General features: G+C 35.5%; 18 protein-coding genes. All 18 read right to left on the bottom strand.

What is annotated here, in order from left to right; all coding sequences use genetic code 11:
- Nucleotides 1–107: 107 nt before the first annotated feature.
- On the bottom strand, nt 108–1,145 hold the full coding sequence (locus tag AACP56_RS12235; RefSeq protein WP_339337150.1) for a glycosyltransferase family 9 protein: 1,038 nt from the start codon (nt 1,143–1,145) through the stop codon (nt 108–110).
- A 6-nt stretch (nt 1,146–1,151) separates the two neighbouring features.
- The gene (locus AACP56_RS12230) at nt 1,152–1,616 is read right to left on the bottom strand and encodes a phosphatase PAP2 family protein (protein ID WP_339337151.1); all 465 of its coding nucleotides are present in this window, start codon (nt 1,614–1,616) and stop codon (nt 1,152–1,154) included.
- A gap of 180 nt (nt 1,617–1,796) precedes the next feature.
- On the bottom strand, nt 1,797–2,831 hold the full coding sequence (locus AACP56_RS12225; protein ID WP_339337152.1) for a helix-turn-helix domain-containing protein: 1,035 nt from the start codon (nt 2,829–2,831) through the stop codon (nt 1,797–1,799).
- A 123-nt stretch (nt 2,832–2,954) separates the two neighbouring features.
- Nucleotides 2,955–3,509: a type 1 periplasmic binding fold superfamily protein gene (locus tag AACP56_RS12220; RefSeq protein ID WP_339337153.1), complete on the bottom strand. Its 555-nt coding sequence runs from the start codon at nt 3,507–3,509 to the stop codon at nt 2,955–2,957.
- Nucleotides 3,510–3,585: 76 nt separating this feature from the next.
- A complete protein-coding gene (locus AACP56_RS12215; protein ID WP_339337154.1) occupies nt 3,586–5,985 on the bottom strand; it encodes a TonB-dependent receptor in 2,400 nt (799 codons plus the stop codon).
- A gap of 457 nt (nt 5,986–6,442) precedes the next feature.
- A complete protein-coding gene (locus AACP56_RS12210) occupies nt 6,443–7,009 on the bottom strand; it encodes a helix-turn-helix domain-containing protein (RefSeq protein ID WP_339337155.1) in 567 nt (188 codons plus the stop codon).
- A gap of 4 nt (nt 7,010–7,013) precedes the next feature.
- Entirely contained in the window at nt 7,014–7,214 is a 201-nt protein-coding gene (locus AACP56_RS12205) for a hypothetical protein (RefSeq protein WP_339337156.1), read from the bottom strand.
- A gap of 47 nt (nt 7,215–7,261) precedes the next feature.
- A complete protein-coding gene (locus AACP56_RS12200) occupies nt 7,262–9,064 on the bottom strand; it encodes an efflux RND transporter periplasmic adaptor subunit (protein WP_339337157.1) in 1,803 nt (600 codons plus the stop codon).
- Nucleotides 9,065–9,069: 5 nt separating this feature from the next.
- Nucleotides 9,070–9,780, bottom strand: coding sequence for a PepSY domain-containing protein (locus AACP56_RS12195; protein ID WP_339337158.1), 711 nt, complete (start codon nt 9,778–9,780; stop codon nt 9,070–9,072).
- A gap of 1 nt (nt 9,781) precedes the next feature.
- Nucleotides 9,782–10,375: a DUF2911 domain-containing protein gene (locus tag AACP56_RS12190; RefSeq protein ID WP_339337159.1), complete on the bottom strand. Its 594-nt coding sequence runs from the start codon at nt 10,373–10,375 to the stop codon at nt 9,782–9,784.
- Nucleotides 10,376–10,381: 6 nt separating this feature from the next.
- Complete coding sequence (locus AACP56_RS12185; RefSeq protein ID WP_089369714.1) at nt 10,382–10,864, bottom strand: YybH family protein; 483 nt, start codon at nt 10,862–10,864, stop codon at nt 10,382–10,384.
- Between the two features lie 20 nt (nt 10,865–10,884).
- Nucleotides 10,885–11,436 (bottom strand): potassium channel family protein, encoded by a 552-nt coding sequence (locus AACP56_RS12180; RefSeq protein ID WP_339337160.1) that lies wholly within the window; start codon nt 11,434–11,436, stop codon nt 10,885–10,887.
- Between the two features lie 573 nt (nt 11,437–12,009).
- Nucleotides 12,010–12,567: a DUF3347 domain-containing protein gene (locus tag AACP56_RS12175; protein ID WP_339337161.1), complete on the bottom strand. Its 558-nt coding sequence runs from the start codon at nt 12,565–12,567 to the stop codon at nt 12,010–12,012.
- Between the two features lie 25 nt (nt 12,568–12,592).
- Nucleotides 12,593–13,045 (bottom strand): heme-binding domain-containing protein, encoded by a 453-nt coding sequence (locus AACP56_RS12170; protein WP_339337162.1) that lies wholly within the window; start codon nt 13,043–13,045, stop codon nt 12,593–12,595.
- The gene (locus AACP56_RS12165; protein ID WP_339337163.1) at nt 13,046–13,663 is read right to left on the bottom strand and encodes a DUF3347 domain-containing protein; all 618 of its coding nucleotides are present in this window, start codon (nt 13,661–13,663) and stop codon (nt 13,046–13,048) included.
- A 32-nt stretch (nt 13,664–13,695) separates the two neighbouring features.
- Nucleotides 13,696–16,014: a multicopper oxidase domain-containing protein gene (locus tag AACP56_RS12160; RefSeq protein WP_339337164.1), complete on the bottom strand. Its 2,319-nt coding sequence runs from the start codon at nt 16,012–16,014 to the stop codon at nt 13,696–13,698.
- Nucleotides 16,015–16,016: 2 nt separating this feature from the next.
- Nucleotides 16,017–17,234 carry a TolC family protein gene (locus AACP56_RS12155; protein ID WP_339337165.1) on the bottom strand — a complete coding sequence of 406 codons (1,218 nt, stop codon included), beginning with the start codon at nt 17,232–17,234 and terminating at the stop codon, nt 16,017–16,019.
- Complete coding sequence (locus AACP56_RS12150) at nt 17,231–20,968, bottom strand: efflux RND transporter permease subunit (RefSeq protein ID WP_339337166.1); 3,738 nt, start codon at nt 20,966–20,968, stop codon at nt 17,231–17,233. Before AACP56_RS12150 ends, AACP56_RS12155 begins: the two co-directional genes overlap by 4 nt.
- Nucleotides 20,969–21,057 lie beyond the last annotated feature (89 nt).

Raw genomic sequence — 21,057 nt, 5'->3', positions numbered from 1 at the left:
CATGGTTACAATAACCTTTGTGGCTCTTATTGTGTTTTTGACCGTGATAACTGCGACAAGCCTCAATACATTCTTTTATTTTGTTATGATTCATACTATTTAAAAATTTAATTTTTACTATTGATTACTTTATTAATTTCTTTGATTTCGTCGTCATTGTGGAACTCATTAATAGATATGCTTATATTTTTATTTCCGTAAGGCTCATAAACCTCAGGGTCAGTAACACTAAACAGCCCAATAGTTGTGGTGTTAGTTGATACAGCTAAATGCATCATTCCACTATCTGTTCCAATAAATACTTCAGTATTTTCAATTATTGCGGCAATTTCTCTTAAATCTTGGCTGTAATAATGTACTGCTGAAAAATCAACTTGAGAGACATTTTCTTTAGGTAGAATTTCTAAAATATTATAGTCCGAAAAACTTTTTTGTAAATCTTCATATAATGACTGCCAGCTCCGCTTAGAAAACATTTTATTACCTGTTGCATACGTAAAAATCACTATTGATTTTTTGTTGTTTGAAAACAGTTCTTGTAGTATTTCTTTACCTTTTTTAATTTCCCGTTCGGACAACTTTAAATCCATTTTTGGATATTTAATTGATAGTGATTTAGCCTTATCTTGATTTACAGTGAAGTTGTACACAGGATACTTTGCTATATGCTTGGGTCTGTTAAGAGAGTATTGGCCAGAGTCATAAATTTTGTGCTTGCATCTTGATAGTTTCAAGAATATTTTTCCAGAATTGGAATCTTCGCAGGCAGAAATACCGACATGATATTTTCGACTAATTAACCTGATTGACGTATTTAAATATTTAAAAGGGTTTTTAAAGGGGTTTTTTGGCAAAGTGTGTATAACATTTATATAATCATAGTTCTTGTACAAGTCCTGTGAAAGCATACCACTTACCAATAAATCTATCTCGCAATTAGGTATTTGATTGTGGATTTCTTGAATTAACGGCGACAGTAATAATTGATTACCTAACCTGTGATTTGGTCTGGTTATTAAAACTTTGGTTTTACCGTTTTTAAAGTTTGAAATAGAAAAAGGAACGTTATGGTTTTTCATTGCGCTTGTCACAATATTGAAAAAACTTATTTTTAATGGATTTAGGTATTTATAGACTTTTCTCATGTTGTATTAAAATTTATAGTTAATACCAAGCAGATAATTGCCCTCTATACTGTTGAAAGTGAGTTGAAAGTGTTCACTTTGATATTCCGTTACAAAAATCAGGTTGCTTCCTAAGCCTAATGCCGCACCTGCAAGCACATCTAAAATATCGTGTTTGTTTGCCACAATCCTACTTGCTCCCGTAAAGCCTGCCAATACATAGGCAGGCACACTATATTTAAAGCCATATCGCCTATGGATAAAACCTGCACTATGAAATGTTGTGGAAGCATGACCAGAAGGAAATGAGTTATTATCACTCAAATCCGGTCTTGGCTTATTGATACTCCATTTTAAGCCATAAGTAACCATCTCTGTTAACAAAAAACCTTTAGTAAATTGCCAAGGTCCTTTCCTGTCTCCAACAATAAGGGAAGTACCAAGTGTAGCAATAGGTAGTGCAACCAAAACAACATCACCAATTCTTCCCATAGTTATGGATTGAGATGATTGTTGACTAATTTGTGCTTTCAGTAGTGAAAAACAAAATAGAATGGATATACTAAAAAAAGAAACCTTCATTAAACGGGATTAGTATTGTTGCCCTAATGAACGTCGCTTTTTTTAGTAAGAATATATTGTATTAGTCCAGGATAAGTAGTTTGGACATATTTACAATCTTTGTGTAAGTGATTTTTTAAATTGAGAAGGTGTTAAGCCCTTATGTTTCTTGAATATAGCATTAAATGTTGATTTTGAGTTGAAACCCACCTCATTTGCGAGACCAAAAAGTGTAAAATGGTCATATTGGTCGTTTTCCAGGTTTTTTACAAACTCTTCTACCCTATATTCATTTACAAAATCCTGAAAACTTTTGCCAAAATGTATATTAAGAACTTCCGAAATATATTGTCTTGGGATGCTTAATTCTTGAGATAATTTGTGGATAGACAATTTTGGGTCTTTATACAATGCTTTACGTTGCATGGCATCCAACAACGCTGTTTTGTAGTTTTTAACTTGCTCTTTATTTAATTTTGAACCTTTGTATTTAGTTGGTTTGGATATTGGCAATAATTCTTTAGGCCAAATAATTAAATAATAGGTCATGCTATAGAAAAGAAAAGCATATATGAGTAGAAGATAACTTTGGTATTGCACACTTTCTGATACGGCTATTGTTTTATATTCAGCCAACTCGGTCACTTCATTAAAGTAATTAAACCCCATGAGCAGCACTATTGGTATTGTTAGGTATAAAATCCAATACTTTGATTTATTCTTAAACAAATCAAAAATGATATATACTAAATATCCCAAAAATGCAAAATCTATTAATTCTTCAGCAGCTTCAACAAACATGGTTTCTTCACCCTGATATAGCTCAATAGATTCCATAATAAAGTAAAGAATATTTGGTAAAAAGAACAATAAATCTTTTTTATTGAAATGTGTTTTTTCCGTTTTATAATACTTAAAGAATAGTAATAAAAAAGTAATGAACAAAGTACTATCAGAAAGAAGCCAGTCTGCTCCTTCTTGAAAAAGATTATTGCTATCATCACCAATTATGAATAAAAGAATAGAAATAATACTTCCAACAAATAACCAGAATGTTGGTGTCTTATATTTACTACGCTTATGAAATAAAACAAGCAGTATAAAGACCCCTTGTATAACAGCTATTATTTGTACAGTTTTTAACATCTTTAAAGAAATATAAAATAATTTAGATTTGGTTTTTCATTGGTCCAATTTAAAATGCCCTCTATGGCAAAACCATGGAGGGCATCCATTTTGTGGTAAAGAAAAGTGCGACTTAATTTAGATTTACTCGATTGTTACATTAAAGGGTGCTGCAATGTCTGTATTGCCACCGGCATCATCAAGCCCCGTATTTGGTTTAGTAGGCAGATGTCTCAATGTAAAGGTCAATACCCCTGAACTTGCTGCCCCAGCCGTAAGCGTAAATTCTGTACCTAAGGGATTACCGTTGACGTCAAAATTGCCATACTCCGTTGTCACATCGAGACCGCCAGCAGTAGTATAGAAAAACTGATGGTCTACATCTTCTTGTTCTATTTCTACGGTAACGTTTTCAGGCGGACTCACTGTTTCATTAAGAATTACAATACTACCATTGTACGTAACTCCAGCACTTAGGTTGCCCGAAACGGTAACGACTGGCGGCTCTGGGCCATCGTCATCCAAATCCCGAGTCTGTAAAGTAATGGGTGTGCCTCCTCCATCGGGTTCAAGTGTCACCGTGAAAGTGGTTAATGGTTCTTCTTCATTTACTGGTTCTGGCGCATCATCGTCATTTGAACACGATACGAACAAAACGGTTGCAAAAATTGCAGTGGCTAAAAATTTTACGTTTTTCATCTGTTTTTGGTTTAAAAAATTAATAATTGAGTTTGAATTAAAAAGTTTTGCATTCATTGTATTTTGATTTCAAAGGTTAATAATTGAATTTGAGATTTAATAAAAAGTTCCTGCCCAAATCGTCTGCGTAAAAGCGCAGGCGATTCAGGTAATTTCTATAGGGTGTATTAAATAGGTTTGTAATGCCAAAACCTATCGTGAGTACTGATTTTTCAGTGGTCTTAAAATCAATACTAGAATTAAAATTGATTAAATGAAATGCATCAGGTGGTGTGCTCACGTCAACAACTTCCATCGTTTGGGTTACTGGTAAGAACACTTCAAAATTGTTATCTGGAAATTCGTTTTGACGAAATACATACTCGCTTTGTAGTGCCAACCTTATATTCTTAAAGTTTGGGTTTTGATATACAATTTCGTTTTTTGTGTTTATGGGTGGTATGTTTATCAAGGGCTCATCCCTTTTACTGTCGTATCCCTTTACGAGAGAAAATTGGTGGTTTAAGCGAAGGTTTGGGGCAAAGGCGTAAGAGGCATCAAAATCTACCCCTAAAAGTTGGGCATCTGTCTGCCTGTATTCCCAAACTTGAAAGCTACCTCGTATGGTTTGTTGGATTTCTACAGGTTCTATAATCATAAAGTCTTTGATAATATTTATAAAAGGACTTATTGAAAAACTGAACTTTTCATTTTCCCGCTGAAAGGTCAATGCGATTTTATTTCCGATTTCTGAATTGAAACTTAAATCGCCCAACTCGATGCGAGAGGCAGATTGATGTAAGCCCTCGCTAAAAAGTTCGGAAGGGTTCGGTGCACGAGATGCCAGTGAATAGTTGAAAAACAGTTTATATTCATCGCTAAAAGAGTATGTGGCACCCAACGTTGCCGAAGCGTTGTAAAAATTAAGTTGTGGATTGGTTAAAATCTGATTGGTCAATTCTTCGACTATAATTTCAGGGAAGAGTTCTCCGTAATTACGTGATTCCCAAAAGGACGTTCGGTAAAATTTGAAAACGTCCATATATGTGAAATCAAAACGTCCACCAGCTTCTAAAAGAAACTTGTCGTTTAACCTATAATCTGCTATGGCATATATCCCAAAATCATATTTGTCATAATCAGGTATCAACCTTCGTACTCCCGTATTGGGGTCAGCAAAGTTGTTTTGATACCTTGCCATTAAACCAGTTTTTAGGTTTACTGCATCGGTTAAGTGCGAATCTAAATCGAGCATCAATGTGTGTGTGTCCAATTGCAAATCCAATGAAGCCTTATCCCTATCCGCACCACGCCTGATATCAAATTCCAAACGGTTATTACGCTGAAAATCATATTGTAGGCTCACTTTTCCGAAACCGTCGAACCTCTTAAAACCTTTTATTCGTGCCAAATGGTGCGTGACATCTTGTTTTGGTGCAGCGATATCGTAGGTAAAGTCATTTATTCTTAAAGGCCTAGCACTATTTAATGCCATAACTAGGTCTTGAATACCACCCAAATGAGATGCCCTTAAAATGCCAATTTCATTTTTAAAAAGTGAATAATATGCCTCTACACCATAATCAAATTGATTTAAACCTACCTTTAAAGACAGGTTACGCTCAAAAGTTCCCGTGTTACTCAACACATAATCAGGTGCCTCAAAATCACCAAAACGTTTTAATGTTCCTTGCAACGTTGCGTGCCATCCGCTTTGATAGCTTTTGGTCAATTGCGAAGTCAGGGAAGCACCACGACCGTTGCTTGCTCCTGTTAGTAAGGTCTTACCGTAAATACTATCTTTAACGGGAACTTTTGAAGCTTCGGCAACTATTACACCTCCCACGGCGTCTCCGCTATATTGTAATGCTCCTGCTCCTTTAATCAACGTTAGGTTTCCTGCGGAATTGATATCCACATTTGGGGCGTGCTCTGCTCCCCATTCTTGGTCTTCCATCCTAACACCATTGTTGATGATGACAACACGACTACTGTGAAGTCCATTAATTAAAGGTTTTACAACTGTATTTCCTGTGTTGAGGGAAGATACACCGCTCAAGCTATTTAACGCGTCACCGAGTGTGCCGCTGCTAAAACGCTCCAATTTATCTTTTGAGATTGTGTTTTCCTGTATTGTTTTCGTTTTATTACCGTAAGCTTTCCCCCTAACGGTAACTTGGTTCAATTCTTCTAAATGATGCTCCAGTTTAAAGTTCTTGACCGTGTTGCCAGATACCTTAATGGTAAACCCTTTGGTTAGGCAATAGGGGTGCGAAACCTGTATGTTATACGTATCATTACAGAGATTTCTAATTATAAATTTTCCGTAGAGGTTTGTAACCACAGCTTGTTCAGAACCAGCAACAATAAGTGTTGCGCCTACAAGCAGAGACCCATCGTGCAGGTCTGTTACTGTGCCGGAAAGGGTGTTGTCACAATTTTGTGAAAAAGATGTGATACTGTTCAATAGCAGTATCAATAATGCATACTTGCGCATATAAATTCTTAATTAAAATAAAACGTATCAGTTAATTTGTCTATTAAGAAAAAAATGGGGGTGCGCGTAGTTGTTTATTGGTTATTTTAAGGGAATGGAACTGTAATAACGTTAAGGTTTCATCAACCTTTACAAAAATTATAGGTAATAATAAATCAGTGTATTTAGCTATATCGTAGTTGAGGGATGTAAAAAGAAAACTACATATTTCACATTTTGAAATGGATTTATGAATATGTGTGACCTTTTTTGTACAGGTGATATTTTCGTGGCCTTCGAGTGTATGAAAAAACTGAATGGCAGAAGGTGTCATTAATGCTACAAAGAGCACTAATGCAACTATACTTTTACCAATCTGTTTTTTATAATTCACTGTTCTTTCTTTATGTTATAATGTACAAGTTGTAAATTGTCACGTAAGTTGACCATATATCTTATTCTTTCATAAAAGAATTTATTAAACATCGTCCAAAGATTTTAGGTTTTTGTCCACAGACTTCTTAAACTGTGTAGGTGTCATTCCTGTAACTTTTTTAAACTGATTACTCAAATAGGCTACACTACTATAATGTAGTTGAAAAGCTATCTCACTCAAGGTCAATTCATCGTAAACAATCAGTTCTTTAATACGTTCAATTTTTTGGTTGATAATGTATTGCTCAAACGTGACACTTTCTACTGATGAGAATAGGGAACTTAAATATTTGTAATCCAGTTTGAGCTCGCCACTTATAACATCTGCCCATTTTTCATCGGTTTCTTCATTGGAATGATGTATTTTTTCAACTACTAAATTCTTCATTTGCTCAATAAGCTGTGATTTACGGTCATTAATTATATTAAAACCAGACCCTTGAAGTTTTCTGGCTAACGCTTCTCTTTGTGATTCGTTAAGTTTTGAAATCAATTCTACTTCACCCAACTTAATAGCCTTGAAGTCAAGATTTAAATCTGACAAAATTTGTGATACTGTCGATATACATCTCGGACAGACCATATTTTTTATGTGGATAATTGAACTCATTTTTTTAAAATAGATTTACTCCTGCTTTTGAAAGTGAATAATAATATGCTGCTATAGCGGCAATTATAAATATGGCAATAATAGCCAAGATGCCAATAATTTTATCTTTTCGAGAAATATCATTTTTGGACTGTCGCTTATTCTTTTTAGCTTTTCTTCTATTTCTTCTACTTTCACTCATCGTCATCCCTCTTACTATTATCATTACAAAGTTTTCTTAATCTATATATTTGTTTTAGTTTATAACCTTATTTATTCTAAAGTCTCTTTTACTTCACCACAGGTTAACATTGCTTCTCCATAATATGGGTTACGAATTTCTTTTTCTAAACTCAACCAATAGGCTCCCTTGTTATTATCTGCCATAGGGCAAAACTCACTATATACTGTTTGGTTAATCCCAAAAAGCCTTACGCTACTTATCATATGTGCAGAAAGATGTTTAAAATGTCCTCTTTGTACCGCTATGTCCGAGTTTTTCTCAATAGCACTGGCAGAGCTTTTTAATTCTTTCTGTATGGTCATCCAATGATTATGTGCCTCATTACTGGATAATAATTTCATATCCACCTTTGCTAAATTCTGACCAATTTTTTTTGCAGCTGTTTGTGCATCTTCAGGGTCGTCATTAACGAGTGCATCTTTTAACAAAATATAACCATCAAAAACTTCCTTTAATTGGTTTTGAAATTTATTGGAAACTTCTATTCTTTTATTCATTTCTGAATGATTAGCCTCTTCCTTTTTGTCTCCGGAACCATTGTCTTGCATACCTAGATGCCCTTCGTGCCCAGTTGTTGTTTTACCTCCTTCGGCGTTCATCATAGATTTTTTACCCTGTAATTGAGCCGCTGCATCTACCGTAAATGTTCCATTAGTTACTACTTCATCTCCATTTTTAAGACCTTCTAATATTGTATAATTAGTGCCATTGGTATTACCTAAAAGAACTTCTCTCATTTCAAAAACAGACTCATTTGGCTTTGTTTTAATATAAACCACAGAGCGTTCACCTGTCCACATTACAGCAGTAGCAGGAACCGTAACCGTACTTTTAGAACTCGATTGAATCCCTTCAACTTTACCTTCAACAAACATTCCTGGTTTAAACTTATCTTTTTTATTGTTGAGCACTGCTCTTACAACGATAGTTCTGGTTGTTGAATTCAGTAATGGGTCTATGAAAGAAATCTTTGCATCAAAAACCTCATTGCGGTATGCATTTGTAGTAACCTTAATAGATTGACCTTCTTTTAGCAAAGCAATTTGATTTTCATAGGCATCAAATTCTGCCCAAACCGTATTGAAATTGGCTATTTTATAAAGAGGTTGTCCTTGTTTTACGTAGTCACCTTCTTCTACCATTTTATGAGTTACCGTGCCTGAAACTGTTGCAAATACGGGAAAGTACTCTTGTACTTTTCCAGCAGATTCAATAGCGTTTATTTGCTTTTCTGAAAGTTTCCAAAGTTTAAGTTTGTTTCTAACAGCTTTATATAATTCTGGCTGCGATTCTTTTAGGGATGAAGCCGTAAGCAATTCTTGCTGTGCAGCAACTAATTCTGGTGAGTAAATAGTTGCTAGACGCTGTCCAGCACCTACACGTTCTCCCGTAGAATTAACGTATAGTTTTTCAATTCTTCCGCCAAAATAAGTGACTTGTACTGCATTAGACTCTTCATTGGCCTTTATTTTACCTGATAACTTTAAAGAGTTATCTTCCATTTCTCCTTGTCCTACCACGGATGTTTGAATGTTAGCCAATGCTGTCGCATTGTCTGTCATTTTAATCTCATTTGCACTAAGACCATCTGCACCAGTTTCAGCTGGAATTAAATCCATTCCGCAAATGGGGCAATCTCCTGCTTCCGGTTGCATAATTTGCGGATGCATAGAGCAGGTCCACATTTGATTGGAAGCAATTTCTTCTGAATGATTATGGTTGTCCATAACCTCATTTGTTGCACTATCGGCAGAATCTCCACCAAAAATTAGAAAGCCGCCCAACAGGCCAACAATCAACGCAACACCTATATAAATGATGTTTTTATTCATAATATTTATTTTTTATTTTTTTTATTAATTTTTCTAATCGTTGGTGATGACGTATACCAAAGCAAGAATCCACTTAAAACGGTTATCAAACCTAAAAGTGAAAATGCTCTTAAAACAATGGTGTTGAAATTATCTCGTCCCTCATAGTCCATAGTATGCGTCATCCAAAGAAAATCGAACCATCGCCAATCTCGATGACGTACTGTTTGAAAAGCTCCATTTTCAATCGCCACATAAGCCTTAAGATTTTCATCGGTTTTATATGAAATCTCATAAGCTGGTAAAGGTCTTCCCCTATACTCGTGATGATTGCCTACGGATTCAATTCTCTGTATTTTGTCAAACTCTAAATCTGACAACATATAGCGTTCAGCTACTCTAATTGCTTCCTGTTGGGTAATTTCTTTCTTCTTAGCTCCTGAAACAGCGTTGTACAGATGCTCTTCATTTATCCAATAATAAGGTTTGTCATCAATTTCTAATAACTCTAAAGATTTTACATTCAACTCATTTTCCAACTCAGATAAACCAATCAAGTTCTTAAATGTAGCTTGTTCAGGAACGTCTTTTTTGAAATGGTCACCATGAATCTCATCAATGTCTGTCCAACTGAAATATAGACCACTAATAGTCCACATTAAGAATTGAATGCCGATGAAAAGGCCTAAATACCTATGTGTTTTTCTAATTTTTAGTGCTGTATGCCTATTTACCATATTACTGATTTACCTTAAAGTTGAACTTTATAGATACTTTCTCCCAACTCAATGAAATTGTACCTTCGTTATCATTAATCTTATTCACTTGATATGCCAAGTGTTCTGTTACTTCGTCTGAAATGATAGGCTTAACTTTGAAGCGCAAGACATCATCTTTTTTGTCGTATTCATCCTTTCCGTGTTGGTCCCAATTTGAATTAAAAATTATAGTCCATTCATCTTTTGATGGAATTGTAAAAAATCCATACTTGCCGGCAGGCAACATTTTACCATCAATAACTAAATCCTTGTTCGTTTCTATCCATGTAGCCATATGAGCACCCGCCTGCCAAACTTGGTCATAAGCCAACAATCCACCAAAAACGATTCTATTTCTTACTCCTGGTGATGAATAATCTATATGAATATGGGCATCGCCTATCATTGCCATTGTTGATGTATGTGGGCTTAAAGGTTTCTTTTTATCTGGTTGTGCAGAAGTTTCTGAAGCTTTTTCCTCAACAACTACCTCTTTCACTTCTTTCACCTCTTTTTTACAAGAGGCACCTAAAAAAGCGATAAGTAATACAGAAAGATGGATATATTTTTTCATTAGATTTTACTTTATATTTCTTGATGAAGAATGTGTTTTAATAATTTTCCATTTACCATCTATCTTCTTTAAAATTGATGTTGCCACTCCTTTTTTCTTTATGGTTCTAGAATTGCCCTTATCATCAGGGTTTAGAACGATGGTATAGATATAGGTTTCTGTTGTAAATGCATAAGGTGCATCTACTTGTACATCGATTTCATAATCTGAAAATGTAAAACTTTTAAAGTGCCCTAATTCTGGACCCAAATGATGCTCTATATAGTGGCTGTAAGTTCCTTCTACGCCTCCAGATTCAAACACTTTAGAGTCTTTTGTAAATAACTCGAATGTACCTTCTGTAGTAAGGTTTTGCAAGGCATCTTTGTATGATTTCATTACTTCAAGAACAGTTTCTTTCTCTGTTTCTAAATCTCTGTTTTGGCTATAGATTTGACTAGTTGCAAATAACAATAGCGTTAAGAATGCTGTAAGTTTTAGTGTTTTCATAATTTTGGTTTTATTAAGTTTTATTTATTGACGTGTATTCTATTTATGTTGGCTATACCAAATACGAGTACCAAAAAGCTTAAAAAAACTTCCATCATCACTAAAAGTTTTCCTGAAATAGTTAATGGTACTATATCTCCAAAACCAACAGATGAAAAAGTGATTAAGCTGAAGTATGTAAACTCAAAGAATTGCAAAAAAGAGGAACCATTGAGTACTGTAGCAATTTTAAAACTTTCTGAATTCAATACGTACAACGCTAGATAATCTGCCGAAAATGAAAGGACAATCAAAACAATTAATACGCCAAATAATGTTAGAACGTGCGTAAGCTGATGACTTTCCCCTATTATTTTACTTAATTGTATAAAAGTGAGCCTGACAATAAAAACTGTTTTAATCAGAGCCAAACCAACAATTAAAAACGGTAGGAATGAGCTATCCGAATTCTCATAAATCCAAAACAGATAACTCAATGACACAATAGTCACTACGCTAGTGGTAAACAATACTTTTTTAAAAAGCTGTTCGTAAAAGCCTGTGTTGTTTGATATTTTTGTTATGTTCTCCATACTCACTTTGGTTAATACTCTTAATCAAATAATTGAAGTGCCAATGCACCACCAATTATTAATATAAGTATTGCGTATACTATATAATTGAACCATTTTCTAACTACAGATTTCTCTGTTTTGTTATAGCAACCGTCCTTGCAGCAATCTTTCATTACACTACTCTAGTTAAATTAAATTATAATTTTGCTTCATTATTATTTTCTCTTTAAACAGCACCTGAAAATGAGAGTTAGACGCTATCCATCAATCAAAAAACAGGTTCTTCTCTCAAAATCAAGTGCATTTAATTAAACTTCTCTTTTTCAAAAGCTTATGTTTTGCCTGAAAAAGGAAGAGAGATACTATATTATAGGGGATTATTCTCTCTCCCTTGCACAGGCTGCTATTAACCAAATCAACTTTTCTTTTTCAATTATTTTGTGCCTGACCTGGGAAGGAACTAACACTAACCATCAACTATTTTTCCTTCCCACGACAGGACTTCTAACTATTCAGATATCCTTGTCATTTTATCATCTTATGTTAACTAATAAACCAGAAGAATGTATAAAGACATAAGGAAGGGATTATCTATTGAATAGTCTTTTGAACTTTCCCGCACTTAAGCATTTTACTTCCATAATATGGGTTTCTCACCTCTTCTTTTGTACTTAACCAAGAACTACCCTTATCGTACATTGGGCAAAACTGTTCATACAGCGTATTCTTAGTGCCAGTTATAGCTACCATATCCGTAATATCCTTACTTAATGTCTTAAAATGTTCTCTTTGATGGCCTATTTCACTTTTTGCAATATGCTCTGCGTGCTCTGTAGCATCTTCAATAATATCCGTCAATTCTTTTTGCTCTCCTGCGGTGTAATTTGACTTGTCAAATGCCTTTAGTGAAGCCGCCAATTTAGAACCTGCCTCAGCTGCTTTTTTAGAATCATCTGCTACCAATACATCCTTCAAGCTGAAATAATCACTTAAAATCGCTTCAGATTTCATATTCATCATTTTACTATGGCCCATTTTCTTACCATTTTTTTCCATTTTACCATGGTCATGATTATGCCCATCTTGTGCATAAGTGAAAGATACTGCTAACAATAGCATTGTTGCGATACTCATTTTTAAATTTTTCATTCTTTTCATTTTTAATTGTTCTTAATTATAAACTGTCTTTTAAATTTTCTATATACTTAACTAGCTGCTGGGTTTCTTCTTCTGAAAACTTTGCGTCTTTATGAATCAAAGTGTAAGAATCCAGAGGCATTTCGCCACTTTCAATCTGCTTAATAATGGATCTAAGTTTACTTGCTTTTCTTCTACTAGACAACGAATCCCATTCATTAAAATTCAATTCTGCCTTGCCTTCTTTTATATGGTCTTCCAGCAACCAGGCTACCGGTTGCACCTTGTTGTACCAAGGATATTTTGTGTTGTTACTGTGACAATCATAGCAAGAGACTTGTAATTTGTTCTTGATATCACTTGGGACATCATTTACCAACATAAAGTCGGTTTTTGGAACACCTTCACTTTGATTGCGTGTTGTGGGGATAAATTGAATCCCCACAAACACTACCAATAAAACTATCGCTATGATTTTTACTACTTTCATTTAGTTAATTTCTCGCTGTACTTTACCGCACTTCAGCATTTTGCTACCGTAATAAGGATTGCGGACTTCTTCCTTTGTACTTAACCACGCCGTACCGCCATCATACATAGGGCAGAACTGCTCGTAGAGTTTCATCTCTGTTCCTGTTATAGCAACCATATCTATTACATCCTTACTTAAAACTTTGAAATGCTCACGTTGATGTGCAATGTCACTTTCAGAAATATGCTCTGCATGCTCCACAGCATCCTCAATAATATCTTTTAAATCTGCCTTTTGAGTGTCAGTATATTTTGAAATGTCAAGTTTTCCCAAAGTTGTTGCGAGGGTTGCACCAAGCCCTTTGGCTTTAGCATTTTCATCTGCCACCAAGGCATCTTTAAGAGTAAAATAATCGTTTAACACAGTTTGTGAATTACCATTTCCACTCATTGACATTTCCTTTTTATCACCATCATGATGACCATCGGTATTGTCGTGGTTCATTTTTGAATGGTCTTCCTCAGTACCGATTTCAGAATTGGTACTGCTTTCTGTTTTAGCATCTTTACAAGACACTACTGTTAAGGTTACAAATGCTATTGCAACCACTCCAAATACTAATTTTAATTTGCTCATTTTTATTTGTTTAAAGTTTATCATTTATAGTTTTAAAATCTGGCTAAAAGGCCACCACCCCAACCATATACATTATTATAATTTCCTTGTATTGAAAAATTTCTTGAAAGGATATAAGAAGCTCCTACCAACCACTGGGTCTCACCTTCATAAGAACTATTATTTTCTAAATCATTGACCCAACCAAAGTCGGCTCTATATTCATATTCCCCTTCCAGAAAAATTCTTGGAAAAATCAATATCTCTCTATCCAACCGTATTCTTGGGCGCAATTGATGGTCCATACTCACATCTACGTTAAATCTGTAAGGCGTGAAATATTTTAAACCTACCAATCCTACGGTATTAAATTCATCATAAGAATTTGGGATTTCGGTTTCAGTATTTACACCTACATAAACACGTACCCAATCATTCAAATACCTGTTATAATTTACTTCTATTTCGGCATTTTGGTCATAATCAAATTCGGCACGTAATCCAAATTCGTTACGAATGTTGCTCGTCGTTAAAAAGAGTTCATTAAAGTTTGAACCTATCCGCGCAGCTCCCCACGAGTAATACAGGTCTGTTTCATCCACTAGCTTTTGAGCTGGAAATTCTTTCATCCTTTCGTCTCTTGGTGTATCATAACTAAATACTCTTGCCATACCACCCATCATATGATATAGTACGTGACAATGAAAAATCCAATCACCAACTTCTTCATTATAGAACTCTATAATCACTTTTTGCATTGGTGGCACGTTAACCGTGTGCTTTAATGGTGAACGCTCCCCATTTTCATTAATCACCCTGAAAAAATGTCCGTGAAGGTGCATTGGGTGATGCATCATTGTTATGTTATTTAAGGTGATTCTTGTAACCTCACCGCCTTTAATTTTAATATTATCGGTTTCTGACAATGGTACGCCATTCATACTCCAAATGTATCGTTGCATATTTCCGGTTAGATTAAGCAGTATCTCATTTACTGGCGCATCTGTCTCAAAAGAGGTATTCTCTTTTGCCTTTAAAAAATCATAGTTGAAATAGGTTTTACGAGTACTGTAATCGAAAACGGAACTGTCTTTTTTCATCTTGGACATATCATGATTCATATGACCTTTCATTTTGTCCGATGTTTCGTTATGGTTCATTGACATCGAGTCCTTTTTCATCTCCATCGTATTGCCCATATTCATTTTCATCTGCCCATCCTTCATATCCATCTTCATCCCGTACTTTTGCATTAATACTTCTGGCGTTTTTTTCTTTTGATTGCCCACCATTGCAGGTGCACCCATCTTCATATCCATTTTTGCCATTTGCTTCATCATTTCCACTTTGTCTGGTCTGTCTATTACAACTGCGGGAAAAAGTGTTCCTTGTCCTAGATGTAAAGAGGTGTTACCAGAACCATCTTGCGTTGTGGCAGTAATCTCTAAAGTACCTTCCGGGATAGTTACTATCACATCATAGGTTTCGGCTATTCCAAAAAGAAATCGGCTTTTATGCACAGGTTCCACATCTATACCGTCACTCGCAACTATGATTGGGTTGCCTCCACCAAAATCCATCCAATAATAGGTGGATGCTGAAGCATTTATAAAGCGAAGTCTGACCTTTTCACCTGGCTTAAACTCTGGGTATTCTGCTACTTTTTTTCCATTGGTCAAAAATGCTGGATAGTAGATATCCGAAATGTCCGCACCTTCCATACGGTCTCGCCAAAATTTAAATTGTGCGCCCAATGCACCTTCTTTAATGACTCGACTCAATGGTACTGCTGTACCTTTTTTTACCTGATACCACTCGTTACCTCTTTTGAGGTTGCGTAATACATTTAGTGGTTTTTCATTGGTCCAGTCAGACAGCATTACAATCAAATCTTTATCATAATCCAATGTTTTTTCTTTGGGCTGAATGATAATGGAACCAAAAACCCCCTTTTGTTCTTGAAGCATTGTATGGGAATGGTACCAATAGGTACCTGATTGGTTAATAGGGATTCTGTATTGAAACGTATCTCCGGGTTCAATTGGCGGTGTATTTAAATAAGGAACACCATCATAGAAATTTGGAAGAATTAGCCCGTGCCAGTGTACTGAAGTTTCTTCGTCCATTTTATTAGTCACATTGATTATGGCAAGGTCACCTTCAGTAAATTCTAATGTAGGACCAGGAATACTGCCGTTGATGGTCATTGATTTGGCCGTTACACCACCAAGTGTCATTTCCTTTTGTTCCAGAGTAAGGTTATACTCCTTAACTGGGCGACTTTCTTCTTTTCTATCTTCACCATTTGTTCCAACTTGGGCAAAAATTGAAGAGGTAAATAGTAATAGTGCTATTATATTTATTATTCTCATTTTTATTGTGTTAAGTAATTAATCAAGGCATATTGTATATAATAGCCCTTAATAGATTCAATAAGATTGATTTGAAATTTTAACTGTAACTCCTGAACGTCTAATACATCATTAAAATCAATAGTACCCGTCTCATAATTTCTTATTAGGATTTGTTCAGCATCATTGGCTTGCTTCAAATTATCTGATTGAATATTGAACTTAATTCTTGTTGTCTCTCTACTATATTGCGCATCTGCAAGTAACGTCTCTAGTTTGTTTAGCCTATCTGCTTTTTGAGATTGTATTTGTAACTGTTTTAATTCATTCTGCTTTGTTACAGACTTATACTTGTTATTGAAAATTGGAATTGAAATAGATACCATTGGCATTACTATATCTTTTCCGTTATCACTGAAACTCAAATCAGGACGTTCAGAAACTGGCACATAATCCAAACCAAAACCTATGTTGGGTGCACTTTCTTTCTGATTTAATAACTCTGATTGTTCAACCGATTCGTATAACTTATCATACCTCAGCAGTTCAGGATTTAACTGAAGATTTTCGGTTAATATTAATGCATCCTCCTCTGGAATAAACATCTCCTCAACAACGGTTACCGTAATAGTTTCATCACGATTTAATAGATTGTTGAAAGCTACTTGTTCAGCAAGGTAATCTTGCTCCAGTACATCTTTTTTCTGTACAAGTTCATTTTGTCTTATTTGAAGGCGCAGTACGTCTACTGCAGATGCCTTACCAACTTCTACCGAGGTTAGTGCAAGGCGTTCATAAGTTTCTAAAAGCTCAATATTCTCATCTAAAACACGTTGTTTTGCTCTGATGGCATATAGCTTATAATAAGATTGAGATACTGCTAGGGCAAGTTTTCGCTTGGCAATCGCAATATCTACATATTGAGTTTCTGCCATTGAACTTGCGTAATTTTCTCTAGCTGTAATGGTTCCAAACCAAGGCAACATTTGCTTAACTGAAAAACGTGCGCGTTGTGCTCCTGTGCGGGTTTCGGGTTCACTCACAAAATAGCCAGCACTTACTTGAGTATCTGGTAAGGTATTGACCTCATTTACTTTTTCTTCGGCTATGTTATACCGCAATTCAAAAGCTTGAATTTCTGGATTATTCCTTTCAGCTTCCTGAATATAAGACACTAACTCTTGTGCATTTGTTTTCGTGAAAGCGAAAACAACTATTCCTATTAAAATTATATATCTCATTTTGTAGCTCTTTTTAATTGAAACTCGTGTTTCCAGCTAAATAAAACTGGCACAACAAATAGGGTTACTAAGGCAATGAGCATTCCTCCAAAAGATGGAATAGCCATTGGTATCATTATATCACTACCACGACCTGTCGATGTGAGTACAGGCAGTAAAGCAAGAATGGTAGTTGCCGTTGTCATCAAACAAGGTCGAATACGTTTTTCCCCAGCTTCGACTACAGAAGCCCTTATTCCTTTTCTGTCTTTAGGTTTATTTTTGTCAAAGGTTTGCGTTAGATAAGTCGCCATTACTACACCATCATCTGTTGCAATACCAAATAAGGCAATAAACCCTACCCATACGGCAACACTCAAGTTTATGGTATGCATTTGGAAAAGGTCTCGAAGGTTTTCTCCAAAGAAGCTAAAGTTTAAAAACCAGTCTTGTCCATAGAACCAAATCATTAAAAATCCACCGGCAAATGCAACTGCGATACCTGTAAATACCATTAATGATGTACCAACAGAACGGAACTGGAAATAGAGAATAAGAAATATTATTGCTAGTGCTAACGGCACAACCACAGACAGGGTTTTTTCAGCGCGCAATTGATTCTCATATGTACCAGTAAATAGGTAGTTAATTCCTTTGGGAACAATTAATTCGCCACTATCAATTTTTTCTTGAATGAGCGCTTGTGCATTTTCAACAACATCTACTTCAGCATATCCATCTAATTTGTCAAACAGGACATAGCCTACCAAAAATGTGTCCTCACTTTTAATAATCTGTGGACCCTGTTCGTAACGAATAGTAACCAGTTCACTTAATGGAATTGGATTACCTTTTTCTACAGGCACATAAATATCTTTTAAATCACTTGGATTTGCACGTAGCTCTCTTGGATATCGTACACGTATACCATATCGCTCTCTACCCTCAACGGTTTGAGTTAGTACCATACCACCAACAGATACCTGAATGACTTGCTGTACCTGTTCTATGGAAATCCCATAACGTGCAAGCCGTTCTCTATCGATATCTAACAATAGATAAGGCTTCCCTACAATACGGTCTGCAAAAACAGCTTCATCCTTAACACCATCGGCTTGCTTGAGAATATCTTCTAATTGTACTCCAAATGCTTCAATCTCATTTAAATCCTGTCCTTTTACCTTAATTCCCATTGGTGCTCGCATACCTGTTTGTAACATTACTAAGCGTGTTTCTATGGGTTGCAGTTTAGGTGCAGAAGTAACTCCTGGTAGTTTAGTGACTTTTACAATCTCTTTCCAAATATCATCTGGGGATTCAATTTCAGGTCGCCAGTTTCTAAAATATTCTCCATCATCATCTGGTATAAGTTGTGAACGACGAACTGAAAATGGGTCTTTGGTTTTGGAAATGTCGTAGTCTGCCCCTTCATTGATTTCGCTATTTGGGTTAACAACTAAGCTTCCATCTTTCAGAATAAAAAGTCCGTCTTCGTCTACTTTATAACGTTGTCTAGCTCTTTTCTCATTTAGAATGTATTCAGATTTATACTGAATTACATTTTCATACATTGATAACGGTGCAGGGTCTAATGCCGATTCTGTACGACCGGATTTACCGACTACAGTTTCAATTTCTGGAATACTGGCTACTGCCATATCCAATTGCTGTAATACCCTTTTATTTTCTTCTACACCGGAGTGAGGCATTGAAGTGGGCATTAACAGGAATGAACCTTCATTTAATGACGGCATAAATTCTTTACCAGTATTACGCATAATCATCACTCCAAAAATTACAATGGCCGTAGGCACCGAAAGAAATAACAACTTATTGCGTAATGCCCAGTTTAAAATACGTACATAATAGCTTCTAAACAGTGTAAAAACACCTAAAAGTCCGAAGCATATTAAGCCTACGAATATTAAATTCCAAAAAATACTTCTATCTACTCCCAATGGTCTCCAATACTCGGCTAGTAAAAATATGATAGCGAAAGCCGATACAAATATGTTAATGATATTAGCACGTTTTGGTGTAATTTTTTCTTTTAGCGAAAGAAAGCCAACGACACCAAATGCTATTAATATTAACCCAAGAGGATATCCAAAAATAATGGAAAGAACACCTAGAATAATCATTGCTCCATTGAGCATATAACTAAAGGAAGTCTTAATGTTTCGCTTTTTAAACAAATATGCTGCGAAGGGTGGTATTAAAAACAAGGCTACAATTAGAGAAGCCGTTAATGCAGAGGTTTTGGTAAAAGCCAAGGGTCTAAATAATTTTCCTTCTGCACCAATCATCGTGAATACGGGAATAAAACTTATAATAGTGGTCATTACCGCTGTCAATATGGCTCCAGAGACTTCGGCAGTTGCATTATACACAACGGTATTCATTGGTAGGTTTTCATCATTTTCATCAATATGCCGCAGCACATTTTCGGATAGAATAACACCTACATCGACCATTGTACCAATAGCAATGGCAATACCTGATAAGGCCACAATGTTTGCATCTACATTAAATAGTTTCATTGAAATAAAAACCATTAATACAGCTACTGGTAGCAGTCCTGAAATTAGCACAGAAGCTCTTAAATTGAATACCATTATTATTATCACGAAAATGGTAATCAAAATCTCTAACGTCAGTGCTTCATCAAGTGTACCCAAGGTTTCTTGGATAAGTTCAGTTCTATCATAAAAAGGAACGATGGTTAACTGCGACGTTCTACCATCACTTAACGTTTTTGAAGGTAGTCCCGAACTTAATTCACTTATTTTCTCTTTTACATTATTAATAACCGCCATAGGGTTTGCACCATATCGCGCCACAACTACTCCTCCTACAACTTCGGCACCTTCTTTATCTAAAAGTCCTCTCCTAGTTGCAGGACCGTGAGATACTTTTGCAATGTCTTTTAAACGTATTGAAGTAAAATCTTCTGATGTAACTACTGCATTCTCCAAGTCGGAAATGGACTTGACATATCCTAAACCACGAATAAGATATTCTGCTTGATTGATTTCTAATGTTTGAGCTCCAACATCTCGATTACTTTGTTTAACTGCCTTTACAACTTCATTTAAACCAATTTTATATTGTTTCATCAACTCTGGGTTGACATCTACTTGATATTCCAAAACGTAGCCACCAATTGAAGCTACTTCTGAAACACCGCTTGCGGATGACAGCGCATATTTTACATAGAAATCCTGAATGCTACGCAATTCCTGTAAATCCCAACCACCAGTTACATTTCCATTTTCGTCACGGCCTTCTAGGGTGTACCAATATATCTGCCCTAGACCTGTGGCATCAGGGCCAAGTGCAGGATTAACACCACTGGGTAGCAAACCTGCCGGCAATGAATTTAATTTTTCGAGAATACGACTTCGACTCCAGTAGAACTCAATATCTTCTTCAAAAATGATGTAGATACTGGAAAAGCCAAACATCGAAGAGCTACGTATGGTTTTAACTCCAGGAATTCCCAGAAGTGATGTGGTTAGTGGATAGGTAATTTGGTCCTCAATATCTTGAGGGGAACGACCATCCCATTTTGTAAATACAATTTGTTGGTTTTCACCTATATCGGGTATGGCGTCTACGGCTACAGGATTACGTGGTAAAGAACCAGTATTCCATTCAAAAGGTGCATTTACAACACCCCATGCCACGAATAAAGCTAGTAACAAAACAGCTACTAATTTATTTTCTATTAAAAATTTGATGCTTTTATTTAGCATAAAAATGAGTTTTTAAGTAATTATAATTTTTGTTTTAAAAAACAAAAGACAAGCAGTTTAGTCCAAACAATTTAATGTTGGACTACAGT

It is taken from the genome of Croceitalea sp. MTPC6, assembly GCF_036985525.1.
Classification (GTDB): domain Bacteria; phylum Bacteroidota; class Bacteroidia; order Flavobacteriales; family Flavobacteriaceae; genus Croceitalea.
Note: the sequence above shows the minus strand (reverse complement) of the source record. Positions and strands in the feature narration are given on the sequence as shown.

Bases quoted from the DNA above. Each gene is read 5' to 3' on its own strand.
- AACP56_RS12235 (WP_339337150.1), bottom strand. From the start codon at position 1,145: ATGAGAAAAGTCTATAAATACCTAAATCCATTAAAAATAAGTTTTTTC.
- AACP56_RS12230 (WP_339337151.1), bottom strand. From the start codon at position 1,616: ATGGGAAGAATTGGTGATGTTGTTTTGGTTGCACTACCTATTGCTACA.
- AACP56_RS12225 (WP_339337152.1), bottom strand. From the start codon at position 2,831: ATGTTAAAAACTGTACAAATAATAGCTGTTATACAAGGGGTCTTTATA.
- AACP56_RS12220 (WP_339337153.1), bottom strand. From the start codon at position 3,509: ATGAAAAACGTAAAATTTTTAGCCACTGCAATTTTTGCAACCGTTTTG.
- AACP56_RS12215 (WP_339337154.1), bottom strand. From the start codon at position 5,985: ATGCGCAAGTATGCATTATTGATACTGCTATTGAACAGTATCACATCT.
- AACP56_RS12210 (WP_339337155.1), bottom strand. From the start codon at position 7,009: ATGAGTTCAATTATCCACATAAAAAATATGGTCTGTCCGAGATGTATA.
- AACP56_RS12205 (WP_339337156.1), bottom strand. From the start codon at position 7,214: ATGATAATAGTAAGAGGGATGACGATGAGTGAAAGTAGAAGAAATAGA.
- AACP56_RS12200 (WP_339337157.1), bottom strand. From the start codon at position 9,064: ATGAATAAAAACATCATTTATATAGGTGTTGCGTTGATTGTTGGCCTG.
- AACP56_RS12195 (WP_339337158.1), bottom strand. From the start codon at position 9,780: ATGGTAAATAGGCATACAGCACTAAAAATTAGAAAAACACATAGGTAT.
- AACP56_RS12190 (WP_339337159.1), bottom strand. From the start codon at position 10,375: ATGAAAAAATATATCCATCTTTCTGTATTACTTATCGCTTTTTTAGGT.
- AACP56_RS12185 (WP_089369714.1), bottom strand. From the start codon at position 10,864: ATGAAAACACTAAAACTTACAGCATTCTTAACGCTATTGTTATTTGCA.
- AACP56_RS12180 (WP_339337160.1), bottom strand. From the start codon at position 11,436: ATGGAGAACATAACAAAAATATCAAACAACACAGGCTTTTACGAACAG.
- AACP56_RS12175 (WP_339337161.1), bottom strand. From the start codon at position 12,567: ATGAAAAATTTAAAAATGAGTATCGCAACAATGCTATTGTTAGCAGTA.
- AACP56_RS12170 (WP_339337162.1), bottom strand. From the start codon at position 13,045: ATGAAAGTAGTAAAAATCATAGCGATAGTTTTATTGGTAGTGTTTGTG.
- AACP56_RS12165 (WP_339337163.1), bottom strand. From the start codon at position 13,663: ATGAGCAAATTAAAATTAGTATTTGGAGTGGTTGCAATAGCATTTGTA.
- AACP56_RS12160 (WP_339337164.1), bottom strand. From the start codon at position 16,014: ATGAGAATAATAAATATAATAGCACTATTACTATTTACCTCTTCAATT.
- AACP56_RS12155 (WP_339337165.1), bottom strand. From the start codon at position 17,234: ATGAGATATATAATTTTAATAGGAATAGTTGTTTTCGCTTTCACGAAA.
- AACP56_RS12150 (WP_339337166.1), bottom strand. From the start codon at position 20,968: ATGCTAAATAAAAGCATCAAATTTTTAATAGAAAATAAATTAGTAGCT.